Raw genomic sequence first — 14,741 nt, 5'->3', positions numbered from 1 at the left:
GATGCTCGACCCGCTCAAGACCGCCAAGGCGCGGGTGGACTTCCTGCGCCAGCTGCACGACCGCGAGGCGCTGCTGCCGCGCGAGCAGCAGCGCCGATTCCTCGAGCGCGAAGGCTGGATCGCGTGGTCGGGTCCGGCGATCTCCGAGCTGCTCAAGCAGTTCATCGCCCACAACCGGATGATGACCGGCGGCTTCGCCGTCAACGGCCAGATGGTCACGCTCACCGACATCACCTGCCCCGTGCTGGCGTTCGTCGGCGAGGTCGACGACATCGGACAGCCCGCCTCGGTGCGCGGCATCCGGCGGGCTGCCCCCAACGCCGAAGTCTACGAATACACCATCCGCACAGGGCATTTCGGCCTGGTCGTGGGATCCAAAGCGGCACAGCACAGTTGGCCGACGGTTGCCGAATGGGTGAAGTGGCTGTCCACCGGCGGCGACAAACCCACCAGCATCGACCTGATGGCCGACCAGCCCGCGGAGCACACCGACAGCGGGGTGGCGCTCAGCTCCCGGATCGCGCACGGCCTCGGGGAGGCCTCCGAAGCGGCGCTGGGCATCGCGCGTGGCGCGGCCAACACCGTCGTCGCCGCCAACAAGTCCGTGCGCACCCTCGCCGTCGAGACGGCCCGGACCCTGCCCCGCCTGGTCCGCCTGGGCCAGATCAACGACCACACCCGAATCTCGCTGGGCCGCATCATCGAAGAGCAGGCCCACGACGCCCCGCAGGGCGAATTCCTGCTGTTCGACGGCCGCGTGCATACCTACGAGGCGGTGAACCGGCGCGTCAACAACGTCGTCCGCGGCCTGATCGACGTCGGGGTGCGACAGGGCGATCGTGTCGGCGTGCTGATGGAGACCCGGCCCAGCGCGCTGGTGGCCATCGCCGCGCTGTCCCGGCTCGGCGCCATCGCGGTGGTGATGCGGCCCGACACCGACCTGGCCGCCTCGGTGCGGCTCGGGGGAGTGACCGAGCTGCTGACCGACCCCACCAACCTCGACGCGGTGCTGGGCTCCGACCGCCAAGGCCTGCGCCAGGTGCTGGTGCTCGGCGGCGGCGAGTCGCGGGACCTGCACCTGCCCGAGGACTCCGACGTCATCGACATGGAACAGATCGACCCGGACGCCGTCGAGCTGCCCGGCTGGTATCGCCCCAACCCGGGACTGGCCCGGGACCTGGCGTTCATCGCGTTCACCGCGGCCGGCGGCGAACTGGTGGCCAGGCAGATCACCAACTACCGCTGGGCGGTGTCGGCCTTCGGCACCGCCTCGACGGCCGCCCTGGACCGCCGCGACACCGTCTACTGCCTGACGCCGCTGCACCACGAGTCGGCGTTGCTGGTCAGCCTCGGCGGCGCGGTGGTCGGCGGCACCCGCATCGCGCTGTCGCGGGGCCTGGACCGGAACCGATTCGTCCAGGAGGTGCGCCAGTACGGCGTCACGGTGGTGTCCTACACCTGGGCCATGCTCCGCGAGATCGTCGACGACCCGGCGTTCGTGCTGCAGGGCAATCACCCGGTGCGGCTGTTCATCGGTTCCGGCATGCCGACCGGGCTGTGGGGGCGCGTCGTCGAGGCGTTCGCGCCGGCCCACGTCGTCGAGTTCTTCGCCACCACCGACGGGCAGGCGGTGCTGGCCAACGTGTCCGGCGCCAAGGTCGGCAGCAAGGGCCGACCGCTGCCGGGCGCCGGGCGCATCGAGCTGGGCGCCTACGACGCCGAGCACGATCTGATCCTGGAGAACGAACGCGGCTTCGTGCAGATCGCCGCACCCAAGGAGGTCGGGGTCCTGCTCGCGGCCTCCAACGGCCCGATCGATCCGAGCGCCTCGGTCAAACGCGGCGTCTTCGCCGCCGGCGACACCTGGATATCGACCGAGTACCTGTTCTATCGCGACGACGACGGCGACTACTGGCTGGCGGGCCGGCGCGGCTCGGTGGTGCACACCGCGCGCGGCCTGGTCTATGCCGAGCCGGTCACCGACGCGCTGGGGTGCATCAACGGTGTCGACCTCGCGGTCACCTACAACGTGCCGTTCGGGAACCTCGATGTCGCGGTGTCGGCCGTGACGCTGTTGCCCGGGGCCAGCATCACCGCGGCGGATCTGACCGAAGCCTTCGCGGACCTGCCGATCGGACTGGGCCCCGACATCGTGTGTGTCATACCGGAAATGAACCTGAGCGCGACCTACCGTCCCACCGTCAGCGCGCTGCGGGCGGCCGGGATTCCCAAGTCCGGGCGCCAGGCTTGGTATTTCGACACCGCCAGCGAGCAGTACCGTAGGTTGACGCCCGCTGTGCGGGCGGAATTGAGCGCCGTGTATCGAGGTGACGATGATTGACCGGGCATTGCTCGACATCCTGGTGTGCCCGGACGACCGGGGCCCGCTGGTGCTGGTCGGCGAGGAACTGCTCTACAACCCGAGGCTGCGGCGCGCCTACCGCATCGAGGACGGCATCCCGGTGCTGCTGATCGACGAGGCCCGCGACGTCGGCGACGACGAGCACGCGCGGATCATGGCACAAGACCATCCGGCAGATCCCCGGTGAGATAGCGCTGCAGGTTCGGCGCGATGGTCCGGGCGACCTGCTCGGGCGGCAGCGACGCGAACGGCTCCAGTGCCAGGATGTAGCGCGCCATCACCACGCCCACCAGCTGCGAGGCCACGAATTGGATGCGCAGGGTTCCGCTGCCCGCCGGATTGTCCACGCGGCTGCCGACTTCGACGGCGATCACGTCCTCGATGAAGGTGCGGAACAGGTTGGTTTCCGAACCGGCCAGGATCGATCGCAGCGTGGCGATGAACGCCGCACCGATCTCGGAGTCCCACAGCGGCAACAACATTGAGGGCAGCCGGTAGCCGAGCTCCTCGACGGGCACCTCGCGTAGCGGGCCGATGACCTCCATCGGGTCGATCGGGATGTGCACGGCCGCGGCGAACAGCTGCTCCTTGGTGCCGAAGTAGTGGTGCACCAGCGCCGAGTCCACGCCCGCCGCCGCGGCCACCGCCCGTATGGAGGTGTTACGGATTCCTTTGCTGGCGAACAGCTCTCGCGCGCTGGCCAGGATGCGGTCGCGGCTGTCGGAGACACCGGCCGGCCGCCCCCGCCGCCGGCGCCCGGCGCTGGTGGCCGTCACCAGGCGCCCGGCTGCGCCGCGCTTGCGATCGCCACTACCGCTCCGTGGCGACCCGCCGCGCCCGGCTGCGCCGCGCTTGCGATCGCCACTAGGGCGTCCGCCGCCGCAGCGTGGCCGCGGCCAGGCACAGCGCCGCCAGGGCGAAGCCCAGCACCACGACGATGTCGCGCACCGCGATGAACGTCAGGTCCGGGTGGGCACCCACCTGCTGTAAGGCCTCCAGCGCGTAGCTGGCCGGCAGCACGTTGCTGATCCATTGCAGCCAGTGTGGCATCAGGGCCCGCGGCACGATGATGCCGGCCAGCAACAGCTGCGGCACCATTACCAGGGGAATGAACTGCACGGCCTGAAACTCGGTGCGGGCGAACGCACTACAGAGCAGGCCAAGGCCGACGCCCAGCACGGCGTTGACGATCGCGATGACGAACACCCAGACCGGGCTGCCCGCCGTGTCGAAACCCAGCAGCCAGAACGAGACGATGCACGCCAGAATCGCTTGCGCCGCAGCGGCGACGGAGAAGGCGGTGCCGTAGGCGATCAGCAGATCGAGGCGCCGCAGCGGCGTCGTCAGAATGCGCTCCAGCGTCCCGGAGGCCCGTTCACGTTGCATGGTGATCGCGGTGATGATGAACATCACGAACAACGGGAACAGGCCCAGCAGGATAAGGCAGGCGTTGTCGAACGGGGTCGGGCCGCCCGGGCGGTGCGGGGCGTTCTCAAACATGAAGTACATCAGCGTGATCACCAGGACCGGCACCAACAGGATCATCGCGACGCTGCGGCGGTCGCCGGCCAGCTGGCGCAGGATGCGCGCCGTCGTCGCGGTGTAGCCGCGCAGCGTCAGCCCGCTTCGCGCATGGTGCTGCGCTTGATGATGGACAGAAACGCGTCCTCCAGTGACGTGCATCCGGTGTCCTCTCGCAGTTGGGTTGGGGTGGTGTGGGCGACCAACCGGCCGTCACGCATCAGCAGCAGATCGCCGCAGTGATCGGCCTCGTCCATCACGTGGCTGGAGACCAGCAGCGTGGTGCCGCCGCGGGCCAGTTCGGCGAACTGCTCCCAGAGATCCGCGCGCAGCACCGGGTCCAGGCCCACCGTCGGCTCGTCGAGCACCAGCAGGTCGGGCTGGCACACCAGCGCGCAGGCCAGCGACACCCGGGTGCGCTGACCCCCGGAGAGGTTGGCGCACAAGGCGGTTCGGTGATCGGTCAACCCCACCCGGTCGATGGCGGCGTCGGCGGCCTGGCCGTCGAACCCGTACAGCGCGGCGAAATAGCGGACGTTGTCCACCACCCGCAGGTCGTTGTAGATCGTCGGGTCTTGCGGCAGGTAACCGACGCGGTGGCGCAGTTCGGCGCTGCCGGCGGTTTTGCCGAGCACGGTGACGGTGCCCTTGGTGAGGATCTGGGTGCCGACGATGCAGCGGATCAGTGTGGTCTTGCCGCAGCCCGACGGTCCGAGCAGGCCGGTGATGCTGCCCTTGGCGATCTGCACGGAGAAGTCGTGCAGGGCCGGGCGTTTGCCGCGGATGACGCGCAGGTGATCGATGCGCACCGCCGGCTCCGCGGGGCCGGCAATTAATTCATCACGGGATGAACTCATCATGCGATGAATAATCGTCGCGTCGCGCCGGGTTGTCAAGGGCTGCCGACGACGGCGCGAGGGGTCGCGGTTCCGTCGCCGTAGTGAGTTTTAAACGGCTGGCACGGCCGCTAGCGCCGCGCCGACGGGCCTAGTTGAAGCGCTCGCCGGTCGCGGGGCGGCGCTGCGGCAGGTGCCCGTGCACGCCTTCGGCGTAGGCGGTTTCGGCGTGCTGGGTGAGGTCGACGCCGGTGGTCTCGTCCTCGGCGCTGACCCGGAATCCGATCAGCCGGTCGATCGCCTTGCCCAACACGAACGTCATCGTGAACGCGTAGAGGGCGACGACCGCGATCGCCAGCGCCTGCTTGCCCAACTGGCCGAAGCCGCCCCCGTAGAACAGGCCCCGCGGGCCCGCCGTCATGACCGCGGTGGCGAACAGGCCGATCAACGACACACCGACCACGCCGCCGACGAAGTGCACGCCTACCACGTCGAGCGAATCGTCATAGTTGAAGCGCAGTTTCGCGCCCACCGCGAACGCGCACACGACGCCGGCCGCGAGTCCGACGACGGTCGCGCCGAGCGTGTTGACGGTGCCGCAGGACGGGGTGATGGCGACCAGGCCGGCGACCACTCCCGACGCCGCACCGAACGTGGTGGGCCGGCCGTCGCGGATCTGTTCGACCGACAGCCAGCCGAGCATGCCCAGGCATCCGGCCACCAGGGTGTTGAGGAAGATGGCCGCGGCGGTTCCGTTGGCGGCCAAGGCGGAACCGGCGTTGAACCCGAACCAGCCGAACCACAGCAGCCCGACACCGACGAACAGCAGCGGCAGGTTGTGCGGCCGCATGGCGTCCTTCTTGAACCCGATGCGCGGCCCGAGCACCAGCGCCAGCGCCAGCGCCGAAGACCCGGAGACGATCTCGACGACGAGCCCGCCCGCATAGTCGAGCACGCCGAGCTTGGCCAGCCAGCCGCCGGACCCCCAAACCCAGTGCGCGACAATTGAATACACCGCGATCGTCCACACCGGGACGAACACCATCCAGGCGGCGAACTTGGCGCGGTCGGCGATCGCCCCGCTGACCAGGGCGGCCGTGATGATCGCGAAGGTCAACTGGAACGTGGCGAAGAGCAGTTCGGGGACCGTGCCGTGCACGGTGTCGGGGGTGATGCCGAGCATGCCGAAATGCCTGAGGTTGCCGGCGAGTCCGCCGACCCCGTCCTCGGAGAAGGCGATGGTGTAGCCCACCAGCAGCCACGCCACCGTCACCAGCGGTATGGAGATGAAGCTCATCATGATCATGTTGAGCACGCCGGTGGTGCGGACCATGCCGCCGTAGAAGATGGCCAGGCCGGGGGTCATCAACAGAACCAGTGCGGTGCTGGCCAGCAGCCACGCGGTGGCGGCGGGATCGATCGCATGCATCAGGTGGGCTCCTTCTCGCGGCCCTGGGGTCACGGGACACCGGGATACTGCCACGTCCGGACTGCCGGTAGGTTCGTTGGGTTAAGAAAAGAGGATTCAGGATCTGATGTGGTCGAGGCTCGAGGACGATTTCGCGAAGGCACGGCTGCGGCCCAGCTGTTAGTCGACCCGGTCGAGGCTGCGCGCCGGCTCCTGGGCGCCACCCTGACCGCGCGGGGCGTGAGCGGGATAGTCGTCGAGGTCGAGGCGTATGGGGGAGTTCCCGACGGTCCGTGGCCCGACGCCGCCGCCCACTCGTACAAGGGATTGCGGGCCCGCAACTTCGTGATGTTCGGGCCCCCGGGGCGGCTTTACACCTACCGCAGCCACGGGATCCACGTCTGCGCCAACGTGTCCTGCGGGCCCGACGGCACCGCCGCCGCGGTCCTGTTGCGGGCCGCCGCCATCGAGGACGGCACCGAGGTCGCCCGCGCCCGCCGCGGCGAGCTGGTGCACACCGCGGCGCTGGCGCGCGGTCCGGGCAACCTGTGCGCTGCCATGGGAATCACCATGGAGGACAACGGCATCGACCTGTTCGCGCGCGACAGCCCGGTGCGCCTGGAACTGCACGAACCGCTGACCGCGTCGGCCGGCCCCCGGGTCGGCGTCAGCCAGGCCGCCGACCGGCCGTGGCGGTTGTGGTTGCCCGGGCGCCCGGAGGTCTCGGCCTACCGCCGCAGTCCCCGCGCGGCGGCGCCGGGCGCCAGCGACTAGCCGAACCGATCTGGGGTGAAAGGATCTTGGACATGGGCGAGAACATCATCGACGAGCTGGGCTGGCGCGGCCTGATCGCGCAGTCCACCGACCTCGATGCGCTGGCCGCCGAAGCGCAGCGCGGGCCGCTGACGGTGTACGCCGGCTTCGACCCCACCGCGCCGAGCTTGCACGCCGGGCACCTGGTGCCCCTGCTGGCGCTGCGCCGCTTCCAGCGCGCCGGCCATCGCCCGCTCGTGCTCGCCGGCGGGGCCACCGGCATGATCGGCGACCCGCGGGACGTCGGCGAGCGCACCCTCAACGAGGCCGACACCGTCGCCGAATGGACCGAGCGGATCGGCGGACAGCTGCGGCGCTTCGTCGACTTCGACGATTCGCCCACCGGCGCGATCGTCGTCAACAACCTGGACTGGACCCGCCCGCTGTCGGCGATCGAGTTCCTTCGCGACCTCGGCAAGCACTTCTCGGTCAACGTCATGCTGGACCGCGACACCGTGCGGCGGCGCCTCGACGGCGACGGCATCTCCTACACCGAGTTCAGCTACATGCTCCTGCAGGCCAACGACTACGTCGAACTGCACCGGCGGTACGGCTGCACGCTGCAGATCGGCGGCTCCGATCAGTGGGGCAACATCATCGCCGGCGTGCGGCTGGTGCGCCAGCAGCTGTCCGCCTCGGTGCACGCGCTGACGGTGCCGCTGGTGACGGCCGCGGACGGCACCAAGTTCGGCAAATCCACCGGCGGTGGCAGCCTGTGGCTGGACCCGGCGCTGACCACGCCGTACGCCTGGTACCAGTACTTCTTCAATACCGCCGACGCCGACGTCGTCCGCTACCTGCGCTGGTTCACCTTCCTGACCGCCGACGAGCTCGGCGAGCTGGAGCAGGCGACCGCCGAGCGTCCCCAGCAGCGCGCCGCCCAGCGGCGGCTGGCGCGCGAACTGACCGTGCTGGTGCACGGCGAGGCGGCCACCGAGGCCGTCGAGCACGCCAGCCGGGCGCTGTTCGGGCAGGGCGAGCTGGACCGGCTGGACGAGGCCACGCTGGCGGCGGCGCTGCGCGAGACCTCGGTCGCCGAGCTCAAACCCGGTGGCCCGGACGGGATCGTGGACCTGCTGGTCGCCACCGGCCTGTCCGAGAGCCGCAAGGCCGCGCGCCGCACGCTCGGCGAGGGCGGCGTCTCGGTCAACAACGTCCGCATCGAGAGCGAGGAATGGGCGCCGCAACCGTCGGACTTCCTGCACGGCAAATGGCTGGTGCTGCGCCGCGGCAAGCGCACGGTCGCCGGGGTCGAAAAGCTCTAGCCCGACCGGCCGCCGGGGGGCGCCGCAAAACGCGTGCGTGCACAGATCTTTACCTGCCCGTGTCGTCGACGTGACCGTGGGCGACCACTGTTGTCACGGTGATTTTCGCGACGCGTGTGCGGTCCACCGCCCTGCGGATCCTGGGGGTGATCGCCGGCCTGGTGGCGCTGGCCGCGGCGCTGTCGGCACCCATCCGCGCGGACATGCTGGGCAATGCCTTCCTGTCGGCGCTGACGAACGCCGGGATCGCCTACACGCAGCCGACCAGCACCATGGCGATGGGGCAGTCGGTGTGCCCGATGCTGTTCGAGCCCGGCGGGTCGTTCGACGAGGTGACGTCCAGGATGGCCGAGGGCAACGGAATGTCGTACGAGATGGCGGGCCGGTTCACCATCGTCGCGATCGCGACCTACTGTCCGGCGGTGATCGCGCCCCTGCTGGGTAACCGGCTGCAAAGTTAGGCGTGGCGCTGCCCGTATTCTCGGCAGCGTGGTCGACGACAGGCAACGACAGCGCGGCGAGCGGCGGGGGCGGCCGGCATCCAACGGCTGGTCGGGTCCGGGCCGTGCGCGCCCGGTCCAGCCGCAGAGCGCCGGACGCCGCGACGGCCAGGCCGAGCGCTCGCCGCAGGGCGGCCCGCCGATACCGCCCGGAGTGGAGGCCAAGCAGCTGGCACCCGACATCCGCCGCGAGCTGAGCACCCTGGACCGCGCCACCGCCGACGCGGTGGCGCGCCACCTGGTGGCCGCGGGCGAATTGCTCGACGAAGACCCGCAGGCCGCCCTGAGCCACGCCCGGGCGGCGCGCGCCCGGTCCAGCCGGCTCGCCACCATTCGGGAAGCGGTCGGCATCGCCGCCTACCACTGCGGCGACTGGTCGCAGGCGCTCGCGGAACTGCGTGCGGCCCGCCGGATGGGCAGCAAGTCCCCGCTGCTGGCCCTGATCGCCGATTGCGAACGCGGACTTGGCCGCCCGGAGCGGGCGATCGAGCTCGCGCGCGGGCCTGAGGCCGCCGAACTGTCCGGGGACGACGCCGACGAGTTGCGCATCGTCGCGGCCGGGGCGCGCGCGGACCTGGGCCAGCTGGAACAGGCGCTGACCGTGTTGTCCACGCCGCAACTGGATCCGGGCCGCACCGGCAGCACGGCGGCGCGGCTGTTCTACGCCTACGCGGACACACTGCTGGCGCTCGGCCGCGCCGACGAGGCGCTGCAATGGTTCCTGCGCTCCGCCGCCGCCGACGTCGACGGTGTCACCGACGCCGAAGACCGGGTCAGTGAACTCGGCTGACATGGCCGCCGAACAGCCCAAAACCCTTGCGCAGCAATACGACTGCCTGCTCATCGATTTGGACGGCACGATGTTTCGCGGCCGTCGGCCCACCGACGGCGCGGTGCAGGCGCTGGCGCGGGTGCGCAGCCGCGCGTACTTCGTCACCAACAACGCCTCGCGCAGCGCCGAGGAGGTGGCCGCGCACCTGACCGAGCTGGGCTTCACCGCCGTCGCCGACGACGTCGCCACCAGCGCGCAAAGCGCCGCCCGGCTGCTGGCCGACCAGTTGCCGCCGGGCGCACCGGTGCTGATCGTGGGCACCGACGCCCTGGCCGACGAGGTCACGGCCGTCGGACTGCGCCCGGTGCGCAGCTACGACGACGACCCGGCCGCCGTCGTGCAGGGCCTGTCCCAGACCCTCGGGTGGCCGGAGCTGGCCGAGGCGGCGCTGGCCATCCGGGCCGGCGCGCTCTGGGTGGCGTCCAACGTCGACCTGACCCTGCCCACCGAGCGCGGGCTGCTGCCCGGCAACGGATCGTTCGTGGCCGCGCTGCGGGCGGCCACCGGCGGCGAGCCCCAGGTCGCGGGCAAGCCGGCGCCGGGACTGCTGCGCGACGCCGCGGCCCGCGGCGACTTTCGCGCCCCCCTGGTGGTCGGCGATCGCCTCGACACCGACATCGAGGGCGCCAACGCCGCCGAGTTGCCCAGCCTGATGGTGCTCACCGGGGTCAATTCCGCGCGGGACGCGGTGTACGCCGAGCCCGCCCGGCGCCCCACCTACATCGGCCACGACCTGCGCGCGTTGCACGCCGACGGCGAGCGGCTCAAGGTCGGGCCGCAGCCGGGCTGGCGGATCGACGTCGCCGACACCGCGATCACCGTCAGCGCCGACGGGTCGGACGACGGGGACGGCCTGTCGATCGTCCGCGCGGTGGCCGCCGCGGTGTACGCGCGGTCCGGCTCCGGCTCCGGCTCCGGCTCCGGTTCCGGCGAGGTGCGCATCGAGGCCGGTGACGACGACGCCCGCGCCGCGCTGGGGCGCTGGTCTTTGGTGCGCACCGACTGACGGGTGACTAGCGTAGGAACGCGATGACTATCGATCCCGATCAGATTCGCGCTGAAATCGACGCCCTGCTCGCCCGGTTGCCGCAGCCCGGGGACGGTGCAGACCCCGAGCAGGTGCCGTCACTCGACGAGCTCGAAGAGATCGCCCGCCGCCTGTCCGAGGCGCACGACGTGCTGCTGGCCGCGCTGGAGTCGGCGGAGAAGGGCTGAGTGCGCGGATGTCTCGACGCGCCCGGGTTGACGCCGAGCTGGTCCGGCGCGGCCTGGCCCGGTCACGTCAGCAGGCCGCGGAGTTGATCGGCGCGGGGAAGGTGAGCATCGACGGGATGCCGGCGCGCAAGCCGGGCACCGCCGTCGCCGTCACCGCCGCCCTGACCGTCGCCGAGGACGGCGAGCGGGCCTGGGTCTCGCGCGGGGCGCACAAACTCAACGGCGCGTTGGACGCCTTCGAGATCGCGGTCGCGGGCCGTCGCTGCCTGGACGCCGGCGCGTCGACAGGCGGCTTCACCGAAGTGCTGCTGGATCGCGGCGCGAGCGAAGTGGTCGCCGTCGACGTGGGATACGGCCAGCTGGCGTGGTCGCTGCGCAGCGACGCGCGGGTGGTCGTCGTCGAGCGGACCAACGTCCGCGACCTGGCGCCCGAGGCGATCGGCGGGCCGGTCGACCTGGTGGTGGCCGACCTGTCCTTCATCTCGCTATCCACGGTATTGCCGGCGTTGGCTGGATGTGCCGCACCGAACGCGGATATCGTTCCCATGGTGAAGCCGCAGTTTGAAGTGGGCAAGGGCCTGGTCGGCGCCGGGGGTGTGGTGCACGACCCCGTCCTGCGCGCCGACGCGGTGCTGGCGGTCGCCCGCCGCGCGAGCGGGCTGGGTTGGCACACCGTCGATGTCACCGCCAGCCCGCTGCCGGGGCCGTCGGGCAATGTCGAGTACTTCCTGCGGCTGCGCGCCCAGACCGATCGGCCGTTGGGCGGCGACGACCTGGCGACGGCGGTACGCCACGCGGTGGAAAGCGGGCCACAGTGAACGAAGATGCTCCCCGCACCGTCCTGATGGTGGTCCACACCGGCCGCGACGAGGCCACCGAGACCGCGCGACGCGTGCAGAAGGTGCTGGGCGACAACGGGATCGGGCTTCGCGTGCTGTCCGCCGAGGCGGTCGACAAGGGGCCGCTGCACCTGGCCCCCGACGACATGCGCGCGCTGGGCATCGAGATCGAGGTGGTCAACGCCGACCCCCAGGCCGCCGAGGGTTGCGAACTGGTGTTGGCGTTGGGCGGCGACGGCACCTTCCTGCGGGCCGCCGAACTGGCGCGCAACGCCAACATCCCGGTGCTGGGCATCAACCTGGGCCGCATCGGCTTTCTGGCCGAGGCGGAGGCCGAGGCGATCGATCGGGTGCTGGAACACGTTGTCGCACAAGACTATCGGGTGGAGAACCGCCTGACGCTCGACGTCATGGTCCGCCAGGGTGGTGACGTCTCCGTGCATGGTTGGGCGCTCAACGAGGTCAGCCTGGAAAAGGGTCCGCGGCTCGGCGTGCTCGGGGTGGTCCTCGAGATCGACGGGCGCCCGGTCTCGGCGTTCGGCTGCGACGGTGTGCTGGTCTCGACGCCTACCGGGTCCACCGCCTACGCGTTCTCCGCCGGCGGGCCGGTGTTGTGGCCGGACCTCGAGGCAATCCTGGTGGTACCCAACAACGCTCACGCGCTGTTCGGCAGGCCCATGGTGACCAGCCCGGACGCCACCATCGCGATCGAGATCGAGGCCGACGGGCACGACGCCCTGGTGTTCTGCGACGGTCGCCGCGAAATGTTGATTCCCGCGGGCAGCCGGCTGGAGGTAAAGCGTTGCGACACACCGGTGAAATGGGCCCGGCTGGACAGCGCCCCCTTCACCGACCGGTTGGTGCGCAAGTTCCGGTTGCCGGTGACCGGGTGGCGCGGGAACTGACTGCTCTTGCACAGGTGCTGACTGAATGCTGACCGAAATCCGCATCGAGTCGCTCGGTGCCATCAGCGCCGCGGTCGGGGAGTTCGACCGCGGCCTGACCGTCCTGACCGGCGAGACCGGAACCGGCAAGACCATGGTGGTGACCGGGCTGCACCTGCTCGGCGGTGCCCGCGCGGACGCGACCCGGGTGCGGTCCGGCGCCGATCGTGCGGTGGTCGAAGGCCGTTTCACCACAACCGATCTCGATGAGGCCGTGGTGGTGAAGCTGGACGAGATGCTGGACGCCTCGGGCGCCGAACGCGACGAGGACGGCAGCGTGATCGCGCTGCGCTCGGTCAGCCGGGACGGGCCGTCGCGGGCCTACCTCGGCGGCCGCAGCGTGCCGGCCAAGTCGCTGGGCGACTTCACCGCCGGGCTGCTGACCCTGCACGGGCAGAACGACCAGCTGCGCCTGATGCGGCCTGAGGAGCAATGCGGCGCGCTGGACCGGTTCGCGAAGGCCGGCCCAGCGCTGGAGCGCTACTGCAAACTGCGTGACGCCTGGCTCTCCGCGCGGCGCGACCTCCTGGACCGCCGCCACCGGATGCGCGAGCTCGCGCTGGAGGCCGACCGGCTGAACTTCGCGCTGAACGAGATCGACGCCGTGGACCCGCAACCCGGCGAGGACGACGCCCTGGTCGCCGAGATCGTGCGGCTCTCCGAGCTGGACACCCTGCGCGAGGCGGCGGCCGCCGCCCGGGCGGCCCTGTCCTCGGATGAGGCGGACGGGTCCGGGTTCAGCGCGACCGACAGCCTCGGAAAGGCAAGGGCCGCACTGGAATCCACGGACGACGCCAAGCTGGTGGCGCTGGCCGGCCAGCTCGACGAGGTGCTGACCGTCGTCGTCGACGCCGCCGGCGAACTGGGCGGCTTCCTCGACGAGCTGCCGGCCGATGCCGGCGCGCTGGAATCCAAGCTGGCCCGGCAGGCGGAATTGCGCACGCTGACCCGCAAGTACGCCGCGGATATCGACGGGGTGCTCGCCTGGGCCCAGGAGTCGCGACAGCGGCTGGCCCAGCTCGACGTCTCGGAGGAGGGGCTGGCCGCCCTGGCGGGCCGGGTCGACGAGCTCGCGCGCGAATTGGCCGGGGCCGCGGTCGATCTCAGCACGATTCGGCGCAAGGCCGCCAAGCGGCTGGCCAAGGAGGTCACCGCCGAGCTGTCCGGGCTGGCGATGGCCGACGCGCAATTCAGCATCGACGTCGCCGTCGATGTCGTGCCGGACACCGCGTCCTCCGCCGACGACACGGCCACGCTGGTGCTGCCGTCGGGCGAGCTGGCCCGGGCCGGCGCCGACGGCGTCGACCGGGTGGAGTTCGGCTTCGCCGCGCACCGTGGAATGGACCAGCTGCCGTTGGCCAAGAGCGCCTCCGGCGGCGAGCTGTCCCGGGTGATGCTCGCGCTGGAAGTGGTGCTGGCCGCCTCGGCGGCTGGGACAACCATGGTGTTCGACGAGGTGGACGCCGGCGTGGGCGGCCGGGCGGCGGTGCAGATCGGGCGGCGGCTGGCGCGGCTGGCGCGCACCCACCAGGTCATCGTCGTCACCCATCTGCCGCAAGTCGCGGCCTACGCCGACGTGCACCTGGTGGTGCATGGCGCCGGGCCGAAGGGGACCAGCGTGGTGCGGCGGGTCGCCGACGACGAGCGGGTGGCCGAGCTGGCGCGGATGCTGGCCGGGCTGGGCGAATCCGACAGCGGCCGCGCGCACGCCCGCGAACTGCTCGAGGCGGCGCAGAAGGATGAGATCTAACCGTCCGGAACGCGTAATACAGATGTGACTCGTGGGACTCTAGATAACTTCTGAGGCTGATGTTACGGCGCGCCTCCCGTCCTCGCCCACCCTTCGCGGACAGAATCGCCCCCATGAAGATGTCAGGCCTGCTCTCCCGTAACCCCGCCCGGCCGGGCCTCGTCGGCACCGCCCGCGTTGACCGGAACATCGACCGACTGCTCCGTAGGGTGTGCCCCGGCGACATCGTCGTGCTCGACGTCCTGGACCTGGACCGCATCACGGCCGACGCGCTGGTGGAAGCCGACATCGCCGCGGTCGTCAACGCCTCCCCGTCGGTGTCGGGCCGCTACCCGAACATGGGTCCCGAGGTGTTGGTCAACAACGGGGTGACGCTGATCGACGAGGCCGGCCCGGACATCTTCAAGAAGGTCAAGGACGGCGCCAAGATCCGCCTGCACGAGGGTGGGGTGTACG

The 14,741-nt window shown here is 70.9% G+C and carries 15 protein-coding genes and 1 pseudogene; 12 read left to right on the top strand and 4 right to left on the bottom strand.

Annotated elements, in window-relative coordinates; genetic code table 11:
- Together A9W96_RS20035 and A9W96_RS20030 are read left to right on the top strand one after the other, a co-directional pair.
- A partial coding sequence (locus A9W96_RS20035; protein ID WP_067142387.1) for an AMP-binding protein occupies window positions 1-2,341 on the top strand: 2,341 nt, incomplete at its 5' end.
- Window positions 2,334-2,549, top strand: a complete 216-nt coding sequence (locus tag A9W96_RS20030; protein WP_066870523.1) for a Trm112 family protein — start codon at window positions 2,334-2,336, stop codon at window positions 2,547-2,549. The genes A9W96_RS20035 and A9W96_RS20030, both read left to right, overlap by 8 nt.
- Here the strand turns inward: A9W96_RS20030 and A9W96_RS20025 are convergent.
- The 4 genes from A9W96_RS20025 to A9W96_RS20010 form a co-directional block, all read right to left on the bottom strand.
- A complete protein-coding gene (locus A9W96_RS20025; RefSeq protein WP_066870525.1) occupies window positions 2,515-3,138 on the bottom strand; it encodes a TetR family transcriptional regulator in 624 nt (207 codons plus the stop codon). The genes A9W96_RS20030 and A9W96_RS20025 overlap by 35 nt on opposite strands.
- A gap of 88 nt (window positions 3,139-3,226) precedes the next feature.
- Window positions 3,227-3,976, bottom strand: coding sequence for an ABC transporter permease (locus A9W96_RS20020; protein WP_231998299.1), 750 nt, complete (start codon window positions 3,974-3,976; stop codon window positions 3,227-3,229).
- A 2-nt stretch (window positions 3,977-3,978) separates the two neighbouring features.
- The gene (locus A9W96_RS20015; RefSeq protein ID WP_066870531.1) at window positions 3,979-4,743 is read right to left on the bottom strand and encodes an ABC transporter ATP-binding protein; all 765 of its coding nucleotides are present in this window, start codon (window positions 4,741-4,743) and stop codon (window positions 3,979-3,981) included.
- 127 nt (window positions 4,744-4,870) lie between these two features.
- Window positions 4,871-6,148: an ammonium transporter gene (locus A9W96_RS20010; protein WP_066870534.1), complete on the bottom strand. Its 1,278-nt coding sequence runs from the start codon at window positions 6,146-6,148 to the stop codon at window positions 4,871-4,873.
- Window positions 6,149-6,256: 108 nt separating this feature from the next.
- On the opposite strand from A9W96_RS20010, the gene A9W96_RS20005 reads away from it, so the two are divergent.
- The 10 genes and pseudogenes from A9W96_RS20005 to A9W96_RS19960 form a co-directional block, all read left to right on the top strand.
- Window positions 6,257-6,901 (top strand): DNA-3-methyladenine glycosylase, encoded by a 645-nt coding sequence (locus A9W96_RS20005; RefSeq protein ID WP_066870537.1) that lies wholly within the window; start codon window positions 6,257-6,259, stop codon window positions 6,899-6,901.
- Window positions 6,902-6,933: 32 nt separating this feature from the next.
- Window positions 6,934-8,205 (top strand): tyrosine--tRNA ligase, encoded by a 1,272-nt coding sequence (gene tyrS / locus A9W96_RS20000; RefSeq protein WP_067142385.1) that lies wholly within the window; start codon window positions 6,934-6,936, stop codon window positions 8,203-8,205.
- Between the two features lie 98 nt (window positions 8,206-8,303).
- On the top strand, window positions 8,304-8,666 hold the full coding sequence (locus tag A9W96_RS19995) for a DUF732 domain-containing protein (protein WP_066878294.1): 363 nt from the start codon (window positions 8,304-8,306) through the stop codon (window positions 8,664-8,666).
- Between the two features lie 28 nt (window positions 8,667-8,694).
- Window positions 8,695-9,495 (top strand): tetratricopeptide repeat protein, encoded by an 801-nt coding sequence (locus A9W96_RS19990; RefSeq protein WP_231999751.1) that lies wholly within the window; start codon window positions 8,695-8,697, stop codon window positions 9,493-9,495.
- A 1-nt stretch (window position 9,496) separates the two neighbouring features.
- Window positions 9,497-10,543, top strand: coding sequence for an HAD-IIA family hydrolase (locus A9W96_RS19985; protein WP_067142382.1), 1,047 nt, complete (start codon window positions 9,497-9,499; stop codon window positions 10,541-10,543).
- Between the two features lie 23 nt (window positions 10,544-10,566).
- Window positions 10,567-10,752 carry a hypothetical protein gene (locus tag A9W96_RS19980; protein ID WP_066872227.1) on the top strand — a complete coding sequence of 62 codons (186 nt, stop codon included), beginning with the start codon at window positions 10,567-10,569 and terminating at the stop codon, window positions 10,750-10,752.
- An 8-nt stretch (window positions 10,753-10,760) separates the two neighbouring features.
- A complete protein-coding gene (locus A9W96_RS19975) occupies window positions 10,761-11,570 on the top strand; it encodes a TlyA family RNA methyltransferase (RefSeq protein WP_067142379.1) in 810 nt (269 codons plus the stop codon).
- Window positions 11,567-12,496 carry an NAD kinase gene (locus tag A9W96_RS19970; RefSeq protein WP_082972497.1) on the top strand — a complete coding sequence of 310 codons (930 nt, stop codon included), beginning with the start codon at window positions 11,567-11,569 and terminating at the stop codon, window positions 12,494-12,496. The genes A9W96_RS19975 and A9W96_RS19970 overlap by 4 nt, the downstream gene beginning before the upstream one ends.
- 25 nt (window positions 12,497-12,521) lie before the next feature.
- Window positions 12,522-14,285 carry a DNA repair protein RecN gene (recN, locus tag A9W96_RS19965; RefSeq protein WP_067142376.1) on the top strand — a complete coding sequence of 588 codons (1,764 nt, stop codon included), beginning with the start codon at window positions 12,522-12,524 and terminating at the stop codon, window positions 14,283-14,285.
- A 113-nt stretch (window positions 14,286-14,398) separates the two neighbouring features.
- A pseudogene (locus A9W96_RS19960) lies at window positions 14,399-14,741 on the top strand (thiamine pyrophosphokinase); the annotation flags it as partial.

Origin of the sequence: Mycobacterium sp. 1245852.3, assembly GCF_001669335.1 — a bacterium.
GTDB lineage: Bacteria > Actinomycetota > Actinomycetes > Mycobacteriales > Mycobacteriaceae > Mycobacterium > Mycobacterium europaeum_A.
This window is presented reverse-complemented; position numbering and strand designations above follow the sequence as displayed.

What these genes read in the sequence shown, in the direction of transcription:
- recN (WP_067142376.1), top strand. Translation starts at nt 12,522, where the DNA reads ATGCTGACCGAAATCCGCATCGAGTCGCTCGGTGCCATCAGCGCCGCG.
- A9W96_RS19980 (WP_066872227.1), top strand. Translation starts at nt 10,567, where the DNA reads ATGACTATCGATCCCGATCAGATTCGCGCTGAAATCGACGCCCTGCTC.
- A9W96_RS20015 (WP_066870531.1), bottom strand. Translation starts at nt 4,743, where the DNA reads ATGATGAGTTCATCCCGTGATGAATTAATTGCCGGCCCCGCGGAGCCG.
- A9W96_RS20010 (WP_066870534.1), bottom strand. Translation starts at nt 6,148, where the DNA reads ATGCATGCGATCGATCCCGCCGCCACCGCGTGGCTGCTGGCCAGCACC.
- A9W96_RS20030 (WP_066870523.1), top strand. Translation starts at nt 2,334, where the DNA reads ATGATTGACCGGGCATTGCTCGACATCCTGGTGTGCCCGGACGACCGG.
- A9W96_RS19975 (WP_067142379.1), top strand. Translation starts at nt 10,761, where the DNA reads ATGTCTCGACGCGCCCGGGTTGACGCCGAGCTGGTCCGGCGCGGCCTG.
- tyrS (WP_067142385.1), top strand. Translation starts at nt 6,934, where the DNA reads ATGGGCGAGAACATCATCGACGAGCTGGGCTGGCGCGGCCTGATCGCG.
- A9W96_RS19985 (WP_067142382.1), top strand. Translation starts at nt 9,497, where the DNA reads ATGGCCGCCGAACAGCCCAAAACCCTTGCGCAGCAATACGACTGCCTG.